Raw genomic sequence first — 19,453 nt, forward strand, 5'->3', positions numbered from 1 at the left:
CCATTGCTCCTTTTCGAGGCGGAGTTCGGGCTTGTGGTTGCCAGCGGCGCGGCGCTCGAGCACCACTCCCCGGTCGGTCGGCGGTCTGATCAGGTCGCGGCGGTCGCGGTGAGATAGATCAACACGATGTTGAGCGCGATGATGGTGATGGTCACGAGCGTGGCAGCCCCTGTCACCGGACGCCGGTTTGCGTGAGGCCCCATGACGCTGCGGCGGGAGGTCAGTACGACCAGCGGTACGAGGGCGAACGGGATCCCGAAGGAGAGCACGACCTGGGAGATGACCAGTGCCTGCGTTGGATCGGCCCCCAGAGCAAGCATCACGATGGCCGGGATCAGCGTGATGACCCGGCGGATCACCAGGGAGATCCGCCGGCGCAGCAAGCCTCCCATGATGACTGCACCGGCGTAGCACCCGACCGCGGTGGAGGCGAATCCGGACGCCAGGAGGGCGACGGCGAAGAGCACCGCTATCGCGCCGCCGAGATGGGTACCGACTGCGGCGTACGCGCCCTCGAGGGAACCACCGGTGTCGCTGCCCTGCAGGGCCGCCGCTGCCAGGAGCAGCATGGCCAGGTTGACGGCACCGGCGACCAGCATGGCCATGCCCACGTCGTACTTGGTCGCGGACAACAGCTTCCGTCGCTGCTCGCCCTCATGCCTTCCGTGCCGGTCCCGGGCCAGTGCCGAGTGCAGATACACGGCGTGAGGCATGACAGTGGCACCCAGTATGCCCGCCGCCAGAAGGACGCTGTCCGGGCCGGCGAACCGGGGGATCAGGCCGTTCACGGCGTCCGGTGCCGACGGGGAGGTCACGAAGAGCCCGGCGAAGAACCCCAGGGCGATCACTGCGAGCAGGCCAATAATCACCCTCTCGAAGGGCTGCTGTCCACGTCGGCTCTGCAGGGAGAGCAGCCAGGTCGACACCAAGCCCGTGACCAGCCCTCCGGCGAGCATTGGCAGATCGAACAGGAGATACAGCGCGATCGCCCCGCCGAGTACCTCGGCCAGGTCGGTGGCCACGGCCACCAACTCGGCTTGCGCCCAGTAGGCCAGCCTGCCGGCTCGGGGCATCCGGTCGCACAGGGCTTCCGGGAGCGACTGCCCGGTCACCAGACCCAGCTTGGCCGACAGGTACTGCACCAGACAGGCCGTCAGGTTCGCTGCCACGATGACCCACACGAGCAAATAGCCGTACGAGGCGCCCGCGGTGACATTGGTTGCCACGTTACCGGGGTCCACATAGGCGATCGCGGCGACGAATGCCGGTCCGATCAGGCGGAGCCGCTGCAGACGAGACGGAGCGGAGCCTTGGAGATCTGCCCGTGCAGCCATTTTCTGGCCGGTGGTGTACAAGCCCTTCTCCCTTGGTGTCCTTGTGGTCGGCGGTCGACGTCGGCGACGACGGGCCCGCACGCTGGTCCGCCGAACTGAGTCGCCCGGCGTCCCGGGAGGCGGCCGCCCCGGCGCCCGGCCGGCGGACGGGCCGTTTTTCGAGCCGGTCCCGGACGCGGCGGCTGCCTCCCTGGTGCCTGCTCCGGTCGGTCAGTAGATGTTCGATGGCCGGACCATGCCTTCGGCCAGGTCGCCGAAGCCGGGGGCCACGATCGCGCCCGGGTTCTGGACGATCTCCTCGACCACCAGCGTTTCGGTGGTGAGCAGCAGCGCCGCGACGGACGCCGCACTCTGCAGCGCTGAGCGGGTCACCTTCAGCGGGTCGATCACCCCGAGGGCGAACATGTCGCCGTACTCTCCGGTGAGCGCGTTGAACCCGTGTCCCGTGGGCAGTGCGGCGACACGGTCGAGGACCTCCTGGCCGTCGTAACCGGCGTTGATCGAGATCCAGCGCAGCGGTTCGCCGAGTGCACGGCGGACGATGTCCCGTCCGGCGGAGTGGTCCCCGGACAGTTCGAGGCGCTCCAGCACGGTCGCGCACTGGGCCAGTGCGGTTCCGCCGCCGGCGACGATCCCCTCCTCGATGGCCGCCCGGGTTGCGGACAGCGAGTCCTCCACGCGGTGCTGCTTCTCCTTGAGCTCCACGCCGGTGGCCGCGCCGACGTGGATGACGGCGACGCTGCCGGACAGGCGGGCGATGCGCAGTTGGAGGTGGTCCTGGTCGTGTTCGTTGTCAGCGCGCTCGAGCTCCCGCTTGATCTGCTCGATACGGGCCGAGACGACCTCCTGAGAACCCGCGCCGCCCACCAGTGTGGTGCTGGACTCCGTCACCGTGATCCTGCGGCAGCGACCGAGCTGGTCCAGCCGTGCCGCGTCCAGGCTCAGGCCGGCGTCGCCGGTGATGACCCGTCCCCCGGTGAAGGCGGCGAGGTCCTCGAGTTCGGCGATGCGCCGGTGGCCGAAGCCCGGCGCCCGCACCACCACCGACTTGAAGGTGCCGTGCACGTTGTTGGTCACGAGCATGCCCAGGGCCGGGCCATCCACCGTCTCGGCCAGGATCACCAGCGGGCTGCCGCTGCGGGTGACCTGTTCCAGCAGTGGCATCAAGGTCTGGACCGTCGAGATCTTCTCGTTGGTGAGCAGGATGTAGGGGTTCTCGAAGACCGTCTCCATCCGGTCCTTGTCGGTCACCATGTAGGGCGAGACATAGCCGTGGTCGAACTCCACACCGTCGGCGAAACTCACGTCGAGCCCGAAGGACGGGGACTCCTCCACCGTCACGACCCCGCTGCGGCCGACGCGGGCCATCGCGGCCGCGATCGTCTCGCCGATCTCGGCGTCGTTGTTGGCAGAGAGCGTGGCCACGTGCGCGAGGTCCGCCTGGCCGGTGATCTGCCGGGTGTTCTCCTGCAGCGCGTCGATCACCGCGGCGACCGCACGGTTGATGCCCGCCTTGAGCAGCATCGGGTTCGCACCGGCGTCGACCGCGAGCAGCCCTTCGCGCACGAGGGCCTGGGCGAGCACCGTCGCGGTGGTCGTACCGTCTCCGGCGACGCCGTTGGTCTTGTTGGCGACTTCCTTGACCAGTTGGGCGCCCATGTTGGCGAACGGGTCACGCAGCTGGATCTCCCGGGCGATGGTGACGCCATCGTTGGTGATGGTGGGCGGGCCGGTCAGCTTCTCGATGACGGCGTTGCGTCCCTTGGGGCCCAGCGTCACCTTGACCGCGTCGGCCAGGGCGTTCACTCCCGCCTCGAGGAGTCGTCGCGCCTCGACGTCGAAGCGCAGGTCCTTTGCCATGTGTCGTAACCGCCTTTCGATCCGGTGGTGTTCAAACCGGTGGTGGGTGTGGTGCAGCGGTTGCCGCGAACGAACGGCCGTGTCCTGCGCGTGGAGGGCAGGAGAGGACCGGCTCAGGGGACGAGGATGGCCCGGCCGCGGACCTTGCCCTCGACCAGGTCCTGCAGCGCCTTGGCGAAGTCGCTCAGGGGATAGACGGTGGTGTGCAGGGCGACCTTCTCCTGGGCGGCCAGGACCATCAGTTCGGCCAGGTCGGTGTAGGAACCGACCAGGTTGCCGATGAAGTTGATCTCGGTGGAGATGATGTCGATCGTGGGCACCGCCAGGACCCCGCCATACCCGACCACGTGGTAGTCGCCTGCCCGGCGCAGCATGGCCACGCCGTCCTCGAGGGCGCCGCCCTCGCCGACGAAGTCGATGACTGCTTCGGCGCCCTGTCCGCCGGTGAGCTCCCGTACGTGCTCCACCTGGGTGCCGTCGGCGACGACGGTGTGCGTGGCGCCGAGGGTCTCGGCGAGCTTGAGGGCCTCTGGCGAGCGGTCGACGACGATCAGTTCGGCGGGGCTCAGCGCGCGCAGGGCCTGAATGCCGATGTGGCCGAGTCCGCCGGCGCCGATGAGCACCGCCTTCTGCCCGGGCGCCAGACGCCTCGCCGCCTTCTTCGCCGCGTGATACGCCGTCAGACCGGCGTCGGCGAGCGCCGCGACGTCCGCCGGGTCGAGCCCGCTCTCGAGCTTGACCACGGCGCGCGCGTTGGTCTTGACCAGTTCGGCGAATCCGCCGTCGGTGTCGATGCCGGGGAAGGCGGAGTTCGCGCAGTGCACGTCGTCGCCGCGGCGGCAGGCCGGGCACAGTCCGCAGGTGGCCAGGGGGTGCAAGATCACCGGATCGCCCACGGCCAGGTCCGTCACCGCTCTGCCGGTCGCGTGCACCCAGCCGGCGTTCTCGTGGCCCTGGATGTACGGCAGCGCGACGCCGCTCTTCTCCGCCCACTGGCCCTCGACGATGTGCAGATCGGTCCGGCACAGCCCGGCTCCGCCGATGCGGACGATCACGTCCAGCGGCCCGGTGATCGTCGGCTCGGGTACCTCTTCGACCACGGGTATGCGGTCGTACGCGTGCAGTCGTACGGCTTTCATGCGGCTCCTTCTGCCGTGCTTGCCGGGGCGCGGTCCGTGAGGTCGGACTCGGGGGTGCCGTAGCGGGTGGCGAGCAGCCCTCCGCACATCTCGGTGTTCACGCCGATGCCCACGGCGGTGGTACGGCCCCGCTTGAGGTGGGTTTCCATGTCGCCGGGGAGGACCCGGCGTCCGTGCTCGTCGGTGAAGACGGGCTCGTCGCCGCTGGTCGGCAGACCCAGGGCCCTGCGCCGGCGGATCAGGGGAGCGGTCAGCTGGTCGGACAGGTCGCGCAGCCGGGCCTCGGCCATCTGCCGGGTGGTCCAGCCCAGTTCGGTCAGCCGCTTGCCCAGCCGCCCCTGCGCGGCCACATAGCCCTTGCGCCGGAAGATCAGGCGCAGCTCGGCCGGTTCCTTCTCGGCGTGCAGGGGAAACGATCGCGCGAAGCCGGCCTTCGCCGCGACCCCGGAGTTGATCTCGTCGGCGGCGAAATGGTCCTCCAGCCTGACCTCGGCCTTCTGGACTCCGGGTATCGCGCCCACCGCCTCGCGCGCGTCGGCCACCATCAGGTAGGCGAAGTTCGGCGCGCAGAAGTAGGTCGGCAGTCGCAGGCGCACCAGGACCGTGCATCCCGAGGCGGCGTCCTCGCGCACGCTCGCCTCGGTCACGAAGCCCAACTCGGTGATCGCGCGGTCCAGTTCCGGGTCGTGTACCGTGCCCAGCGCGTTCCACACCCGCGCCTCGAGCGGGGTCTGGGCGGAGGTCATGCCGTCGCCCCTGCGGACGACTGCGCGGCCGGCAGCTCGGCGGGAACCTTGAGGTCGTAGAGCCGGGCGGCGTTCAGGCCGAGGATCTTGCGCTTGACGTCCGGTGTCAGCACGCCGTACTCGCCCTGCATGTCCTCGGGGATCTGGAAGTCGACGAACCGCTCCACCAGCCACTTGGGGTGCCAGATGGCGTAGTCGCTGCCGAACAGGATCCGGTCCTCGTCCAGCCAGTACAGCAACTCGCCGATGATCTGGGCGAAGTAACGCGGCCGGCTGTGGATGAACGGCATCGCCACGGCGAGTCCGCCGTAGACGTTCGGCTCCTGCGTGCCGATCCAGCAGAAGTCCTCCAGCCGGGGCAGGCCCACGTGCTCGATGACGAAGTTCAGGTTCGGGAAGTCGGTCGCGGCGGCGTCGACGTCGGCCACGTCGAAGGCGTCCCGGTCCAGCGGATAGACCGTCGGGCCCTTGTGGATGTGGATGTTGGTGATGCCCAACTGCTCACACTTGGCCAGGTACCGGTACGACCATTCGTCGGTGAGCTTCCACCCCCGGGAGTCGCCCCGCCACTCGGCCGTGTACAGCTTGATGCCCTTGAGGTCTCCGCCCTCGGCCAGCGCCTCGAGCCGCTCCAGCCCGGCCTCGCCGTCCCGGGGGTCCCAGGCGTCGTTGAGTACGAGTTTGCCGGGGTGCCTCTCGCACAGGGCCAGCGCCCTGTCCCTGCGGTGGAAGCCGTGCGTGTAGAAGTCACTGAGGTAAGCGGGCTGGAAGATCGCGACGTCCACATGACCGATGTCGAACACGTCGTGGACGAAGTCGGCTTCGGAGTACTTGCAGAACTTGTCGAGCGGCCACAGCCACTCGGCCGGGCTGAGGTTGCGGTGGTAGTCGTAGAAGCACTCGATGAAGCCCTTGCCGTGGCGGTTGGCCTGGTTCTCCGGACTTCCGTCCCACAGGGCCACATGGGCGTCGACGATGTAGTAGGACTCGCCGTTCTTGGTGTACATGTGCCTACCTCGATTCGCGGTGATCGGGGGATGGGCTGAGGGATGCGGGGCGGGGGAGTGCGCGGGCTTGGGGAGGAAGCCCGCGCACTCCCCGAACTCTCCGTTTTCTCAGCGGGGGCTCGGCCCGCGTGACGCCCGGTGCTACCGGACCGGCTTGAGGTCGAAGTCGATGTACTCCGCCGCTTCCTCCGGGCTGGCGAACAGCATCGTCTTGTCGTCGAAGTGGACCATGCGCCCGTAGTGCGTCGACATGATCTCTTCGAAGTCGGCCTGGTCGAACTCGAAGCCGATCACCTCAGTGATCTCGTCGAAGTCGAACAGCAGCTTTCCTTCTCCGTCGACCCGGATCATGGAGGGGTACTCCTCGACGGACACGCCGGGCTTGCCGCGCATCACCTCTGCTACGACGTGACCGTTCTGGTTGTTCATCAGGGTCACGCCGCACAGGTTCGAGAAGGTCCGGTTGCTACCGAATTTCGCGTCGTTGCTGACGGTCACTGCGAGAGTCCCTTCGGATCGGAGAGGTTCAGGTCGGACAGCAGAGTGCTGAACCCGCCGGCCGCGTTGTCCCACGAGTCGGCGAAGGTGACCACCTTGTCGTGGGGCTGCGACCAGATCGGCTGCAGTTCGCGCACCGCCCTGACGCTCAGCGGTACCCAGGTCTCCAGCCAGCTCTGCAGGACGTCCCGGTTGTGCTTGCCGTGGGTGTCGTCCGTGGCGAGCATGCGGAACAGAGCCAGGGTGTAGCGCCGGTCGCGGTCATAGTCGTGCTCTCCGGTGCCCACCAGTGTCGGAGTGACGTAGTCGCCGTTGCGCGCAGCGACCTGCATCACCAGCTGGCTGCGGAACAGCACACCGACCAGGGACTCGAAGACCACGTTGGTGGCGAACAGCGACTCGGCCCAGTCACCGATGGCGGTGAGCCTCTCGACGTTCTCCCGTACGCCCTGCCACACCGGATCGGTGTGCCAGGCCTTCTTGTGGACCGCACCGTCGAATCCGATGCCGGCCTCGGACAGGTCCAGGTTGTACAGCGCGAGGTCCTGGGCGAAGCGCAGCTTGTGTGCGCTGTTCACCGCGATCGCCGTGTTGATCATGTTGGTCGGTGCGGAACGTTGTTCCGAGGTGAACACGTGCATGCCCAGGCCGTGTTCGGCGTGCATCCAGGCACCCAGGTGCCGCTCCAGGAACTTCATCCATGCCGTCGGCCAGCTGCGGTATGCGCCGGCCTTCCTGGCGTTCTCCAGGTTCAGCTGGATCTGCCGCACGACGTTGGAGTTGTTCCGGTAGATGGTCTGTTCCCACTCCTCGTTCGGGTCGAGGAAGCGGTGCCAGTCACTGGAGCGCAGTTCGGTCCAGTCCTGGGGGTAACCGCCCTTGCCGTCCGCGAACCCGTAGATCCAGCCCTGGGTGAGGTGGCGGTCCGGGTCGGGCTGGACGTCGACAGTGACGTCCTCGTACATCGTGGCCCGCATCTTCTGGGGCGTGAAGTAGTTGTACGAGCGGCTCTTCGAGCTGGGGAATTCCTTCAGGCCTGCTTCCGCTCCGGTGAACTCGATCCGGGGGAAGCTCTTCGGCGCGGTCTTTTCCGCGGGACTCATGAGCGCACACCTTTCTGTGTCTTGCATGGTGGACAGGGCTTCCGTCGGCGGCCGTCAGTCCTCGGCGGCCGCAGTGACGGTGAACTTGTCGAAGAAGATCTGGTCTTCGGGCACGCCCATGTCCTGCAGCAGCGGCAGGGCAGCGTCGATCATCGGCGGCGGGCCGCACAGGTAGACCTCGCAGGCAGCGAGGTTCTGCTCGCACCGCCTGAGGACGTCGGTGACCAGCCCGCTCTCGCCGGCCCAGTCCGGTGGCCGGCTCTCGGACAGGCAGGGCACGAACCGGAAGCCGCCCAGCTGCTCCGTGAGGTGCGCCAGTTCCTCGAGATGGAACAGATCGCCTTCGGTCCGGGCGCCGTAGTAGTAGACCGCCTCCCGTTGGTTGCCGCTTTCGGCCATCTGGCGCAGCAGTGCCAGGATGGGAGCCATCCCGGCACCGCCGCCGACGAACACCAGCCGGCGGTCGGAGCTGACCCGGAGGGTGAAGGTGCCGTACGGGCCAGTCACCTCCAGGGGAATGCCCAGCGAGAGGCCGTTCTCGAGCAGGCCGGAGAACTTCCCGCCCGGGTAGCGCTTGATGATGAACTCCAGGATCCCTTCGGCCGCGGAGATGTTGGCCATGGAGAAGGAGCGGTGCTCATCGGTGCCCGGGATGGTGATGTCCACGTACTGGCCGGGGTGGAACCGGAAGGCGTGCTCTGCGGGCAACTTGAGCCGCAGTAGAGAGATGTCGTGCGTGAGCTCCGCCACCGACGCCACCTCGGTCTGCACGGTGATCACCGGCAGGCCGGACCTGATCATGTCCTCGTCGTAGTTGACGAGCTCGATCTCCACGTTGCTGTAGGCGTGGGACCGGCACAGCAGGACGTAGCCCTCGTCCTTCTCGAAGTCCGGCAGGGCGAAGGTGGAGTACCGGCCCATCTGGAGGTCGCCGTCGAGCAGGAAGGACTTGCATGCCGAGCACTGGCCCTCCTTGCAGCCGTGGATCAGCATGACGCCCTGCCGGAACGCGGCATCGAGCACCGTTTCGTCCTCGTCGGCGTCGATCTCTATGCCTACCGGTTCGAATCGCACCTTGTGCGTGTCGGCCATGATGCCGCTCCTCGGAGATGGGGGCTCTCGCCGCGGCGCGTCGCGGCTGCGCGCCGTGGCGAGAGCCGGTCTGAGTCGGCGTCAGGCCGCTGGGGTGACGTTCGGGTTTGCCTTGTAGGCCGCGACGTGCGCCTCACGCTCGGTGTCGGACATCTCGTTGAGCAGCACGTTGGGGCTGGCGAACTGGATGCCGCGGACGTCGTCGAGAGTCCACAGCTTCTTCGGGTCGTCGAGGTCCAGGTGCGGCTGCGGGATCAGCGTCTTGCCGTCGTCGCGGACGTACCCGAGGTCGGAGATGATGTCGGCCAGATCCCGACCGTGGTGCAGCGTCTCCCACTCCCGCTTGCCGGTCAGCCGGCCCATGTTCGGGGTCGGGGTGCCCTCGTACTCGGGGCGGAAGGCCACCTTGTCGGTCCAGTGGCAAGTCTCCGAGCAGTACGTCCGCCACTGGGCGTCGACCTTGTCGACCACCATGTCCTCGCGGATGAGGCACGGCACCATGCAGGTCCAGCACCGGTGCGGGTACTCATAGCCGACGTTCTCGAACGCGATCGGCTTGTTGCGTCCGGGGTAGCGCAGCCGGTTGTACTCCTCCCACCAGCGGCCGAACTGGTTGTACCAGCCGGGGTACTTCGACTCGAACCACTCGAAGTCCTGGTCGGTCATCGGGTCGATGCGCCAGTAGTTGACCGGCCAGCCGGTGGCGAAGAACTGGGCGACGCGGTGGACGTAGTGCTTGTTGTAGATCCGGTCCCACGACTCCTCGACCAGGTCGTGCGGGATGACCAGGCCGTACTTCTCCAGCGGGATGAGGTAGCTGCGGTAGTAGTCGTCGTAGATCCACCGACGCCACATCTCCGCGTAGCTGTCCCGGTCCTTGCGGCGGTCCTTGGTGCCGTACTCGATGAAGGTGCCGATCGCGGCGTCCACCACGCAGTGGTTGTTCCACCACGCGTAGCGCAGGTCGCGCTCGAGCAGCTTGCGGTTGTCCTCGTCGGCCAGCGCCATCAGCAGGATGGAGTAGCCGTTGGAGATGTGCCGGGACTCGTCCGACTGCACCGAGTGGAACACCGTGGGCAGCAGGTAGTCGCCGTTGGCGGCGGCCTCCGACGGCATGGCCACGAACAGGGTGTTGGTGAAGGCGGTCTCGGCGACCACGGTCAGGTAGATGTTGGCGGCGGTGATCGCGTCGCCCGTGATGAAGCCCTCGCCGAACTGGCGTCCGATGGTGCCCGCGTAGTTGTTCGCGAACGCCTTCTCGGTGATGTCGAAGCCGGCCGGGTCGATGTAGTGGTTCATGTACAGGCGCTTGAGGTTCATCTGGATCGTCGAGTGCCTGACCTCGTCGATCATCTGGACCGCCAGCCCGTTGTGGACCTCGGGGTTGGGGACCGCGTCGATCGCCATCGGCATGGCGCGGGCGGCTGAGATCTCCGGGAACGGGATGATCGACAGGAACAGCTTCTGCCATTCCATCCACCGCTCCTGCACCTGCCGGAACATGTTCCCGCGGATGGCGCCGTCCATCGCGCCGTATACGCGGTTGTCCTTCTCCTCCTCCATCGGGAAGTAGGAGCGCAGGATCTGCTTGAGGGGGTCCTTCTTCGGGGCCTTGTCGAACTTGTAGTCGGTGCCGAACCGCTTCGCCGGCGTGGCGAACGTCGGCTCCCACGACAGCTCGGTGATCTTCTTGTGCGCCTTACTCAGACTTTGTCGGCTCACTCCATGCCTCCTGGGGAGGGGTGAAGCGCAGCTTCGGCGCCCGCGACCGCACCGTCGCCACATTCGTCACCCGCGTGTCACCTGAGGCCCCGGCGATCGCGAGGCCCTGGCGATGACGTCCTGGCGTGAGCCATCACACGGCATCGACCGGCCGATGGCGGTCTCAATATGAGACGGTCCCGCAGTCTTCCTCCGATGTCCCGGGCTTGGTTGCATGGTGGCAACAGCCCCGACACACCTTGGTTATGTCGCGAGCCGGACAGGAGACGTGATGCCCCCTACACACTCCGACGCTCCAGCTCCGTACCCGCCGCACGGGCGGGTGCTGGCGGCGGCGCGGGAGCGGTTCCTGACGGCCGGGGCCCTCGACTCGGACGAGGTGCGCGAGACGATCGCCGCCTCGTGGTGGCGGTCGAAGAGCTGGAAGGTCGCCGCCGACCGTGTCCAACTGCCGTACGCAAAGGACCCGAATCTCGAGACTCCCCTGGTGCACAGTGCCGCGCCGATTCTCGATCGGTTGCAGGAGCAGATGAGTGATCAGGCGGTAAGCATCATCCTCACCGATGCGGCGGGCGTCGTCCTCGACCGGCGCACCGAGGACCGCCGGCTCGAGCGCCACCTCGATCGGGTGCAGCTCGCCCCGGGCTTCAGCTACGCCGAGCAGTTCGTGGGGACCAACGGCATCGGCACGGCTCTGGAAGGCCGCCAGGCGATCGGTGTGTTCGGCCACGAGCACTATGCCGAGGGCCTCGAGGAGTTCGGCTGCGTCGGGGTGCCGGTGCGCCATCCCGTCTCCGGCCGCATGCTCGGCGTGCTGGACTTGACCTGCTGGAGCCGTGACGCCTCACCCCTGCTGTTGGCGCTGGCCAAGGCCACGGCCGAGCACATCGAGCGGGAACTGACGACGCTTACCGGACTGCGGGAGTTCGCACTTTTCCAGGAGTACTTGCGCGCCTGCCGGCACAGCCGCGGCATCGTGTTCGCGCTGAACAACGACGTCGTCATGATGAACGACCACGCCCGCCAGGTGCTCACGACCTCGGACCAGGCCGCGCTGCTGGCCACCGCGGCCGAGGCGATGATGGGCAGCAAACGCGTCATGATCGATGTGGACCTGCCCAGTGGCGCGAAGGCCAGGATGTCCTGCGCCCCGGTGCAAACCGCATCGGGCCCCGCCGGCGGCGTGGTCCGCGTCCGGCTCACCGGCAGGGGCTCGGGGCTGGAGTCCGACACCTCGGCCTTCCAGCCCTTGCTGCCAGGCCTCGCCGGCTCCTCCGCCGTGTGGCAGCGCGCCTGCGACCAGGTGCGCGCGCACTACCTGGCCGGTGAATGGATCACTGTGCATGGAGAGGTCGGCTCCGGCAAGCTCGCCCTGCTGCGCGCTGTGCACCGCCATCATGACCCCGCGGGTCGCTTCCACGTGCTGGACGCCGCCGAGGCGGGCGACTCCGCCGCCTTCCTCGCCCGCACGCAGCAAGAGTTCCGGCAGAGCAGCGGCGCACTGGTGCTGCGACACATCGACCGGCTGCCCCCAGAGAGCATCCGGGCCCTTACCGATCTCCTGCACCAGCGGCACCAGGCCGCGGACCGGACCGAAGAGCACCTGTGGGTGACGGCAACCCACCGCTCTCTCGAGCACGGTCACGGCCTCGCGGACCTGTTGCGCGCCTTCCCCGCGGCCGTAGAGCTCCCGCCGCTGCGCCACCACATCGAGGACGTCCGCGAACTCGTCCCGCACCTCCTTGCCAAGCTGACCTCGGCCACGACTCTGAGCTGCTCCCCTGCTGCGATGCGGCTGCTCATGCGTGCCACTTGGCCCGAGAACGTCGCCCAGCTGCGTCAGGTCCTGAGCACCGTGGCACAGAACCGCAGGTTCGGCGTGATCGAGCCGAGCGACCTGCCCCCCGAATGCCAGACGGTGTCCCGCCGGGTGCTCAGTCCCCTGGAGGCACTCGAACGCGATGCGATCGTGCGCGGTCTGATCGACGCCAAGGGCAACAAGAACGAAGCCGCCCGAGCGCTCGGAGTCTCCCGCGCCACCATCTACCGCAAGATCCGCGAGTACGGCATTGACCTCCCCCAGTGACGGCCGCGGGCCTTAATTGCCCTCGGTGCCGGGGCGGTGCGGCCGGGTGACATCGGCGGCGCGCCGCGTCCGATGTCGCCCTTGGCCGGCCCGGGAGCCGGTCGGCTATTGCCGCCGGCAGATCCTGTGTCCAGATCTGTGGGCTGTGTGTCCATTCGGACACTTTCCGCCGAGGGAGGCGATGGAGGAGCGTGGAGATGAGTCACAAGCGACCCACGCTTCGGCCTTCCCTTCAGGAGGCGTCATGCCCGAAACGATCGCCGGGATCACGGTCCCGGACACCGCCCTTGTCCGCGAGGCCACCGCGCTGGTACGCCAGTCGGCCGACGACACGCTCTTCCACCACTCCCGCAGAGTCTTTCTGTGGGGGATGCTCAAGACCGCCGCCCGGGGACTGGAGGTGGATCCCGAGCTCGCCTATGTCGGCGGCCTCTTCCACGATCTCGGGCTGACGGCCGACTACCGCACGAAGGACCGCCGCTTCGAGCTCGACGGCGCCGAGGCGGCGTACACCTTCCTGCGCGACCACGGCCGAAGCGAGCAGGAGGCACGCAACGTCTGGCTGGCGATCGCCCTGCACACCACACCGGAGGTCCCTCTCCACCTCGCGCCTGAAGTCTCCGTGGTGACGCTCGGCGTCGAGACCGACGTCCTGGGCCTGGAACTGGAGCAGATCACCCCGGAACAGCGTGCCGCGGTCGTCGCCGCGCATCCGCGACCGGATTTCAAGGACCGCATCCTCCAGGCCTTCTACGACGGCATGGCCGACCGGCCCGACACCACGTTCGGCACCATGAACGACGATGTCCTCGCCCACTTCGACCCCGGCTTCCAGCGCAAGAACTTCGTTGAGGTCATCCAGAGCAACGCCTGGCCCGAGTGACCTGATTCGCGATCACCTTGGCGGCGTCGCGGTCGCACCAGCGGTCGGCAACGGGTCGGCCGGGCGGGCCTTTGCTCGGGGTCGACCCCAGCGCGGCCGCTGACCGCCTGCAGAGCCGTTCCATATGGCGCGACACTTTACGCTCGAACGTCCTGACGTTGGTCAGGGAAAGGAGCCGACAATAGCATGGCAGTCCACCGCGTCGTCTTCCTCGTGTTCGACGGCATGAAGATGCTCGACGTCTCCGGCCCGGCGGAGGTGTTCGCCGAGGCGAACACTCTCGGCGCCCGTTACTCGCTGCATTACGCGTCGCCGTCCGGCGAGCCGGTACGCACGTCGATCGGTACGCGTCTGTCCGTGGATTCGGCTGCGGCGGACCTCGCCGCCGACACGTTCGTCGTCTCGGGCGGGGATCTACTCGTCACCGAACCGATCCCACCGGATCTGACCGAGGCCGTCCGGCAGCAGCGTCCTCGCACACGCCGGCTTGTTTCCATCTGCACCGGCTCGTTCGTTCTCGCTGCTGCAGCCCTTCTTTCGGGGCACCGGGCGACCACTCATTGGCGCCATGTCCAGCTGCTCGCCCGCGCCTACCCAGACATTCACGTCGAGCCCGATGCCCTCTTCGTCGAGGATCGTGGCATCTTCACCTCGGCGGGTGTCACCGCCGGTATCGACCTGGCTCTCTCCCTCGTCGAGCGGGACCACGGTGCGGCGCTGGCTCGTGACGTCGCCCGAAACCTGGTCATGTTCATGCACCGTCCCGGTGGGCAGTCCCAGTTCTCCGCACCGCTGGAGGCGAGCGTCCCGCGCGCGCCCGCACTGCGTGCGGTCATCGACCTCATCTCGGCGCAGCCCGCGCTCGAGCACAGTACGGATTCGCTGGCGGCTCTCGTCGGTGTGAGCTCCCGGCATCTCACGCGGCTGTTCAACGCCGAACTCGGCACGACGCCGGCCAAGTTCGTCGAACGCGTCCGGCTGGATCACGCGAAGGCCCTTCTCGACGCTGGTCACAGCGTGGCCGAGAGTGCCCGGGCAGCCGGGTTCGGCAGCCCCGAGACACTGCGCCGCACCTTCGTGGCCCGGCTCGGGGTCTCACCCGGCCACTACCGCGCCCGGTTTGCGCCAACGCACTCAGGCACGCGCGACTGCGTTGAAGCGCAATGTGAAACCACCGCTCCGGTGGGTGATGGTCTTGAACACTCTCGTGAAGTCGGCCCTGGATACCGGCCCGTGACCTGAGCAGGACCGGCGGTGCGCGGCCGGCTGTGGCAGCGGCGCCCGGGGGCAGGCAGGCGCGCCGAACGTGATGGGGTGGCCTTCGCAGCGGGGTCCGGCGTGGGCGCGTTCTCGATGGTGAATGCGCCGAGCAGCGGGTGGGGAGCGTGGTCGCGGGCGGCCCGATGGCCGATCCGGCCTCCCCTCGGCTGCCGGCGGAGCAGGGCCCAGCCCAGCGCGGCCTGTATCGGCGCACGGCCGGCGATCTTCGGTCGGCGCGCGGCCCAGATTGCCAGTACCCACGCGACGATGGGGATCGGCCCCATCCTGCGCACCGTCAGCCGCTTCTGCCACACAGCCGACCAGGCGATCACCCACCGCCACGTCCCGAAACTGCGCGGCCTGGAAGGCAAAGACCTCCACCGCGAACTGGCCGGCCACATCGTCCGCATCGCCCACAAAGCCTGGACGGTCCTGCAGAACCCCGACGACGGCTGCGTCCGCTTCGAACATGACCACTACCTGAAGATCTGGGCCCTCACCCAGCCCAAACTCGACGCCGACTACCTGCTCCTGAACGAAGCCCAGGACACCGACCCGTCGTCGAGGCGATCTTCCTCGCCCAACGCGACCACGCCCAACTCGTCATGGTCGGCGACTCCGCCCAGGCCATCTGCCACTGGCGCGGCGCCACAGACGTCATGAACGGCTTCAACGGCACCCAGCTGTACCGCCGAGTCATTGTGGTAGCCGGTGTACGGACCCCGGTCGTCGCATAGGCGAAACGTCCGTCTTTCATGGGACATCTTCAAGGGGCTGATCACTTGAGATTTGCTGCAGGACTGCGGCAGGCGAGCGAAATGAACTCGGAGATCCCGGCCGTGCCCCTGCGTCCGACCGCCCGCTTGCCCGAGGTGTTCAGTTAAATTACAGTCTACATCTGTAATGCAATTAGACCCGCGGCGGCATGCTCCTCGCCGCACCTGCGATCTGCGCGCAGCGCGATATCCGTCGGCTGTCTCAGGAGGGATGGCATGGACGTTCACGAGGCCCTGTACACCACGCGGATGATGCGGCGCATGCGCAAGGACCCCATCCCGCTGGAGACCCAGTGCCGCATCCTGGACGCAGCCATCCGGGCGCCGAACGGCGGCAACGCCCAGCGGTGGCACTTCCTCGCCGTCGATGACCCCGCCCGTAAGCGCCAGCTCGCGGAGCTCTACCGGAAGTGTCGCGAGCAGGAGTACGCCGACATCGCCGAAGGTGCCCTCGCGAAGACGATTCACGATCCCGCGGAACATGCCGCCACCATGCGTAGGATCAAGGCGTCGGGTGACTACTTCAGCGAGCACTTCGCCGACATCCCCCTGCTGCTCTTCGTGTTCTCCATCGACGACCACGGTGGCGCGAACATCTATCCCGCCATCTGGAGCGCCCTGCTCGCCGCGCGGGCGGAAGGAGTCGGCGGTGTCATCACGACAGTGCTGCGGTACGAGGAGGAGGTCGTGCACAGGCTGCTCGGTGTGCCCACCGAGGACGGCTGGAAGATGAACGTCATGCTCGCCTTCGGCTACCCCCTCGGTCGCTGGGGTGTGGCCGCCGATCGCCGACCGGTTCACGAGGTGGCCAGCCGCAACACCTGGGCCGGCCACATCGGGATGACGGTCTCCGAGCCTTTGTGGACCCCCGCCGCCGAGTGAACCCTTCGGCGGGGCTGTGGGCTGTCGGTCCCTGCTCGACCACGGGTTCTGTGCTCCCGGCGCACATCTGAACCGTGCTGCCTGACCGGACCTCTGAACTCGCCTGCCTGGCCGGGCGCTGAACTTCGCCCGCCTGACCGGGCGTCTGCCACCCTGCTTGCCCCCGACCTACGTCCAGGAGGCCGCTTCTCGGCGGGCGTCCCCCGGCGGTCGGACCGCACGGAGCCCGTGGGTTCGACCCTACCCGGTGTGCTCGCCGGGCAGTTCGCTCGTGTGCGCCCGAGTACCGTCACACGAGTTGCCTCCGGAGGTCCTCGGCGCTCCGCCGCAGCGTGTCCAGGACCTTCCCGGACATCTCGTCCCGGGGTAGTTGCTCGATCGCCGCGCCCACGTTCAACGACGCCACGACGCGCCCGTCCCAGCGCTCGACCGGCACGGCGATGGAGTGGAACCCCGGCTCGACGTCGTTCGCGACGTAGCAGTGTCCGGCTTGCCGGATCCCTTCCAGGGTCTTGCTGTCGCGGACGTCGCCGCGTGAGCCCGCCTCGGAGGGGTCGAGGTGCGCCAGGAGCACCTTTCCCAGCGCCGAACTGTGCGCGGGGACGCGGTAGCCGATGCCGCTCCCGACGATCGGCAGCGACGGCCGCACCGCGCGGTGAGGCAGAAGTCGATCTGGGCGGCAGAACCTTCCGCATCCGCCGGGGCTTTCTCGATGACCTCGCCGCCCAGCCTCAGCGGGAACGCATCCGCCGGCTGGGCGCCGCGCTGCTGGTCATGCATTCCCCCGCCGACGAGACGGTGGAGGTGGAGAACGCACGGCAGATCTTTGACATCGCCCGCCATTCCAAGTCCTTCGTCGCGATTCCCGGTGCGGACCATATGCTCACCGACCGGGCCGACGCCGCCTACGTCGCCGCCGTGCTGGCGGCCTGGGCCACGCGCTACCTCGCCGGCACCGGGACCGAGTAACCGTCGTGGCGCCGCGTGGCCCTTGCTGTCGGACACTGCGACGGCTCGTGCCCGAGACGGTCGGCGTGTGCCGTCCCCTGAGGACGGGGGACGGACGTGGACGACGTCCGACGGGCTCGGGAGGCCCTCAGTCGGCTTCGTCCCCGTGGAAGGTCGCGAAGGAACCGACGGGTTCGCGCGTGGTGCGCAGATGGTTCAGGGGGTGAGCGGGGTCGGCGTACCCGAGGGCGACTCCACAGACGATCAGCTGGTCGTCTGGGATCAACAGGTGCCGGCGCAGCACGGGGGAGAAGTCGATGACGGATGCCTGGGGACAGGTGTCCAGGCCGTTGCCGCGCGCAGCGAGCATCAGGGCTTGCAGGAACAGCCCTGCGTCGACGAGGGCGCTCTGCAGCGGATGCCGGCTGGTGGTCAGGACGATGCCGACGGGCGCGCCGAAGAAGTCGTAGTTGCGCCGGTGGTGGTCGAGCCGTGCGCCGGGGTCGTCGGCCCGGATGCCGAGCGTGTCGCGGTAGAGGCTCTCACCGAACCGGCGGCGTCGTGAGCGAAACGGCTCACACCAACCGTCCTGCTCCGGCTGGTAGGGGTAGTCCCGTCCCCGCCCCTCGTCGTCGCCGGCATGGGCGCGCAGCAGGGCCGCGGTGAGTGAGCGTTTCGCCGCCCCGGTCACGACGTGGACCTGCCAGGGCTGGCAGTTGGAGTTGCTGGCGGACCGGGCGGCCAGTGACAGGAGCCGCTCGACCGTGGACCGGGGGACGGGCGTCGGCAGGAACGCGCGCACACTGTGCCGGCTGCGGAGGACGTCCTCCACCGTCACCCGGAGTGCCACGGGGGTGGGGGCCGGTGCCGTGGCCGTGGTGTTGCTCCTGATCGTTTCCATGGTCAGGCCAGAGAAGGGGTCGTACGGAAGGAGTGGCGGCCGGCCGGTGAGAGGGACGGTGTGTCCGTCGCCTGGCCCCTGGGACCGGTGCGCCCTGTCACGGCCGGGCAACTCGTCGTCGCGTCCTTCACGGCCGGGTGGTCTCCGGGCAGCGGAGCCGTCCGGCTCGCGCCGTACCGTGGTCCCGGCTGCCTCGTCCGGGCCCGGGCATTCAGGGCCCTGGCGCCGCCCCGCCCCGGAACGCCGTGGTCGATAGGCTCCTGAGCAGTCGCCATCGTCAAGTCCTCGCCTTCGGTCACGTCACCATGCTTGAGGGTCCGCGTCACGCTAGGGGCATGTTCAGTTACAGTCAATATCTGTAACGAAAGTGGCGGCCCGCCCGGTGAAGGCGCTGGGAGCGAGGGGCCGGAGTTCGCGTAGTGTGCTGACGTGGCGGGAGGCGGACGGTCGGCCCGGCTCCAGGGCGGCTTGTGTGTCGGAAGGGATGAGATGGCGAAGGCGAAGGCGGCGCGTTCCGGTGAGCGGGTAGGCGAGCGTGGCAAGCGTTCGAGCGCGGAGCCGGTCGCCTCCGCCGGAGGGCGGCCCAGGGATCCGGCGATCGAGGAGGCGATCCTGCAGGCCACGCGCAAGCGACTGGCCACCGATGGCTACTCCTCGATGACGATCGGGGACATCGTCGCGGATGCCGGTGTCACCCGGCCGACCTTGTACCGGCGGTGGCCGAACAAGTACGAACTCGTGGTCGACGCCCTGGAGTACGGGCTGCGCAAGCAGCGCGAGGCCTACCCTCCCCTGGACATGGAGCGGCTGGCTCCGCGCGAGGCGCTCGTCGAAGCGGTGCGGCGTCTGGATCCTCGCTACCACAACGAGCGGGCCATGGCCCTGCACGGCAACTTCATGGCCGAGGTGGAGCGGGCGCCCGGCCTGCTGGAGCAGTTGCGGGAGCACGGCGTGCGGCCGCGCTGTGAGGAGCTGCTGATGACGCTGGTCTCGCTGCAGCGTCGCGGTGCCGTGCGCGAGGACGTGGACCTGGGCATGATCGTCACCCTGTGTTTCGGCAGCTACTTCGCCGACTACCTGCGTACCGGCCGCGAGGTCCCGGACGACTTCGCGGAAGGGGTCGTCGCCACGGTCTGGCCGGCGCTCGCCGTGCACGGCGAGGTCCGTCCCGACTGAGCAGGCCCCTCGGGACGGTGCCGTGCGGGGCACGCTCCCG

At 68.2% G+C, this 19,453-nt stretch carries 17 protein-coding genes and 1 pseudogene; 7 read left to right on the top strand and 11 right to left on the bottom strand.

The window, feature by feature from the left end:
• Positions 1 to 89: 89 nt before the first annotated feature.
• The 9 genes from SRB17_RS41115 to SRB17_RS41155 form a co-directional block, all read right to left on the bottom strand.
• Positions 90 to 1,334 carry an Nramp family divalent metal transporter gene (locus SRB17_RS41115; protein ID WP_153546747.1) on the bottom strand — a complete coding sequence of 415 codons (1,245 nt, stop codon included), beginning with the start codon at positions 1,332 to 1,334 and terminating at the stop codon, positions 90 to 92.
• Positions 1,335 to 1,544: 210 nt separating this feature from the next.
• On the bottom strand, positions 1,545 to 3,194 hold the full coding sequence (groL, locus tag SRB17_RS41120; protein ID WP_153546749.1) for a chaperonin GroEL: 1,650 nt from the start codon (positions 3,192 to 3,194) through the stop codon (positions 1,545 to 1,547).
• A 113-nt stretch (positions 3,195 to 3,307) separates the two neighbouring features.
• Positions 3,308 to 4,333, bottom strand: coding sequence for an NAD(P)-dependent alcohol dehydrogenase (locus SRB17_RS41125; protein WP_153546751.1), 1,026 nt, complete (start codon positions 4,331 to 4,333; stop codon positions 3,308 to 3,310).
• Entirely contained in the window at positions 4,330 to 5,079 is a 750-nt protein-coding gene (locus SRB17_RS41130) for a metal-sulfur cluster assembly factor (protein WP_153546753.1), read from the bottom strand. The genes SRB17_RS41125 and SRB17_RS41130 overlap by 4 nt, the downstream gene beginning before the upstream one ends.
• Positions 5,076 to 6,086, bottom strand: a complete 1,011-nt coding sequence (locus SRB17_RS41135; RefSeq protein WP_153546755.1) for an amidohydrolase family protein — start codon at positions 6,084 to 6,086, stop codon at positions 5,076 to 5,078. Before SRB17_RS41135 ends, SRB17_RS41130 begins: the two co-directional genes overlap by 4 nt.
• 141 nt (positions 6,087 to 6,227) lie before the next feature.
• Positions 6,228 to 6,584 (bottom strand): propane 2-monooxygenase effector subunit MimD, encoded by a 357-nt coding sequence (gene mimD, locus SRB17_RS41140; protein ID WP_323377454.1) that lies wholly within the window; start codon positions 6,582 to 6,584, stop codon positions 6,228 to 6,230.
• Positions 6,581 to 7,687, bottom strand: coding sequence for an aromatic/alkene monooxygenase hydroxylase subunit beta (locus SRB17_RS41145; RefSeq protein WP_153546757.1), 1,107 nt, complete (start codon positions 7,685 to 7,687; stop codon positions 6,581 to 6,583). Before SRB17_RS41145 ends, mimD begins: the two co-directional genes overlap by 4 nt.
• Before the next feature lie 54 nt (positions 7,688 to 7,741).
• Positions 7,742 to 8,779 (bottom strand): FAD-binding oxidoreductase, encoded by a 1,038-nt coding sequence (locus tag SRB17_RS41150; RefSeq protein ID WP_153546759.1) that lies wholly within the window; start codon positions 8,777 to 8,779, stop codon positions 7,742 to 7,744.
• Between the two features lie 81 nt (positions 8,780 to 8,860).
• Positions 8,861 to 10,501: a methane monooxygenase gene (locus SRB17_RS41155; RefSeq protein ID WP_323377456.1), complete on the bottom strand. Its 1,641-nt coding sequence runs from the start codon at positions 10,499 to 10,501 to the stop codon at positions 8,861 to 8,863.
• Between the two features lie 271 nt (positions 10,502 to 10,772).
• Between SRB17_RS41155 and SRB17_RS41160 the strand changes: the two genes are divergently transcribed.
• The 5 genes and pseudogenes from SRB17_RS41160 (at position 10,773) to SRB17_RS41180 (ending at position 16,388) form a co-directional block, all read left to right on the top strand.
• Positions 10,773 to 12,587: a sigma-54-dependent Fis family transcriptional regulator gene (locus SRB17_RS41160; RefSeq protein WP_153546761.1), complete on the top strand. Its 1,815-nt coding sequence runs from the start codon at positions 10,773 to 10,775 to the stop codon at positions 12,585 to 12,587.
• A gap of 244 nt (positions 12,588 to 12,831) precedes the next feature.
• Positions 12,832 to 13,470, top strand: a complete 639-nt coding sequence (locus SRB17_RS41165; RefSeq protein ID WP_153546763.1) for an HD domain-containing protein — start codon at positions 12,832 to 12,834, stop codon at positions 13,468 to 13,470.
• Between the two features lie 186 nt (positions 13,471 to 13,656).
• On the top strand, positions 13,657 to 14,712 hold the full coding sequence (locus SRB17_RS41170) for a GlxA family transcriptional regulator (RefSeq protein ID WP_153546765.1): 1,056 nt from the start codon (positions 13,657 to 13,659) through the stop codon (positions 14,710 to 14,712).
• A 303-nt stretch (positions 14,713 to 15,015) separates the two neighbouring features.
• Positions 15,016 to 15,416 (top strand): annotated as a pseudogene (locus tag SRB17_RS41175) (UvrD-helicase domain-containing protein); the annotation flags it as partial.
• A 306-nt stretch (positions 15,417 to 15,722) separates the two neighbouring features.
• The gene (locus SRB17_RS41180) at positions 15,723 to 16,388 is read left to right on the top strand and encodes a nitroreductase family protein (protein ID WP_153546767.1); all 666 of its coding nucleotides are present in this window, start codon (positions 15,723 to 15,725) and stop codon (positions 16,386 to 16,388) included.
• 289 nt (positions 16,389 to 16,677) lie between these two features.
• Here SRB17_RS41180 and SRB17_RS41185 read toward each other — a convergent pair whose 3' ends face one another.
• The gene (locus SRB17_RS41185) at positions 16,678 to 17,037 is read right to left on the bottom strand and encodes an IclR family transcriptional regulator domain-containing protein (RefSeq protein ID WP_194294304.1); all 360 of its coding nucleotides are present in this window, start codon (positions 17,035 to 17,037) and stop codon (positions 16,678 to 16,680) included.
• Positions 17,038 to 17,162: 125 nt separating this feature from the next.
• Here SRB17_RS41185 and SRB17_RS47085 point away from each other — a divergent pair, with 125 nt between their 5' ends.
• Positions 17,163 to 17,357 carry a hypothetical protein gene (locus SRB17_RS47085; protein ID WP_228396581.1) on the top strand — a complete coding sequence of 65 codons (195 nt, stop codon included), beginning with the start codon at positions 17,163 to 17,165 and terminating at the stop codon, positions 17,355 to 17,357.
• A gap of 127 nt (positions 17,358 to 17,484) precedes the next feature.
• On the opposite strand, the gene SRB17_RS41195 is transcribed toward SRB17_RS47085, so the two are convergent.
• Entirely contained in the window at positions 17,485 to 18,237 is a 753-nt protein-coding gene (locus SRB17_RS41195) for a nitroreductase (protein WP_153546771.1), read from the bottom strand.
• 489 nt (positions 18,238 to 18,726) lie between these two features.
• On the opposite strand from SRB17_RS41195, the gene SRB17_RS41200 reads away from it, so the two are divergent.
• Positions 18,727 to 19,413 carry a TetR/AcrR family transcriptional regulator gene (locus SRB17_RS41200; RefSeq protein WP_153546773.1) on the top strand — a complete coding sequence of 229 codons (687 nt, stop codon included), beginning with the start codon at positions 18,727 to 18,729 and terminating at the stop codon, positions 19,411 to 19,413.
• The last annotated feature ends 40 nt before the right edge of the window (positions 19,414 to 19,453 follow it).

This window comes from Streptomyces sp. RB17, assembly GCF_009604455.1.
Taxonomy (GTDB): Bacteria; Actinomycetota; Actinomycetes; order Streptomycetales; family Streptomycetaceae; genus Streptomyces.

Bases quoted from the DNA above. Each gene is read 5' to 3' on its own strand.
- SRB17_RS41115 (WP_153546747.1), bottom strand. From the start codon at position 1,334: ATGGCTGCACGGGCAGATCTCCAAGGCTCCGCTCCGTCTCGTCTGCAG.
- groL (WP_153546749.1), bottom strand. From the start codon at position 3,194: ATGGCAAAGGACCTGCGCTTCGACGTCGAGGCGCGACGACTCCTCGAG.
- SRB17_RS41125 (WP_153546751.1), bottom strand. From the start codon at position 4,333: ATGAAAGCCGTACGACTGCACGCGTACGACCGCATACCCGTGGTCGAA.
- SRB17_RS41130 (WP_153546753.1), bottom strand. From the start codon at position 5,079: ATGACCTCCGCCCAGACCCCGCTCGAGGCGCGGGTGTGGAACGCGCTG.
- SRB17_RS41135 (WP_153546755.1), bottom strand. From the start codon at position 6,086: ATGTACACCAAGAACGGCGAGTCCTACTACATCGTCGACGCCCATGTG.
- SRB17_RS41145 (WP_153546757.1), bottom strand. From the start codon at position 7,687: ATGAGTCCCGCGGAAAAGACCGCGCCGAAGAGCTTCCCCCGGATCGAG.
- SRB17_RS41150 (WP_153546759.1), bottom strand. From the start codon at position 8,779: ATGGCCGACACGCACAAGGTGCGATTCGAACCGGTAGGCATAGAGATC.
- SRB17_RS41160 (WP_153546761.1), top strand. From the start codon at position 10,773: ATGCCCCCTACACACTCCGACGCTCCAGCTCCGTACCCGCCGCACGGG.
- SRB17_RS41165 (WP_153546763.1), top strand. From the start codon at position 12,832: ATGCCCGAAACGATCGCCGGGATCACGGTCCCGGACACCGCCCTTGTC.
- SRB17_RS41170 (WP_153546765.1), top strand. From the start codon at position 13,657: ATGGCAGTCCACCGCGTCGTCTTCCTCGTGTTCGACGGCATGAAGATG.
- SRB17_RS41180 (WP_153546767.1), top strand. From the start codon at position 15,723: ATGGACGTTCACGAGGCCCTGTACACCACGCGGATGATGCGGCGCATG.
- SRB17_RS47085 (WP_228396581.1), top strand. From the start codon at position 17,163: ATGCATTCCCCCGCCGACGAGACGGTGGAGGTGGAGAACGCACGGCAG.
- SRB17_RS41195 (WP_153546771.1), bottom strand. From the start codon at position 18,237: ATGGAAACGATCAGGAGCAACACCACGGCCACGGCACCGGCCCCCACC.
- SRB17_RS41200 (WP_153546773.1), top strand. From the start codon at position 18,727: ATGGCGAAGGCGAAGGCGGCGCGTTCCGGTGAGCGGGTAGGCGAGCGT.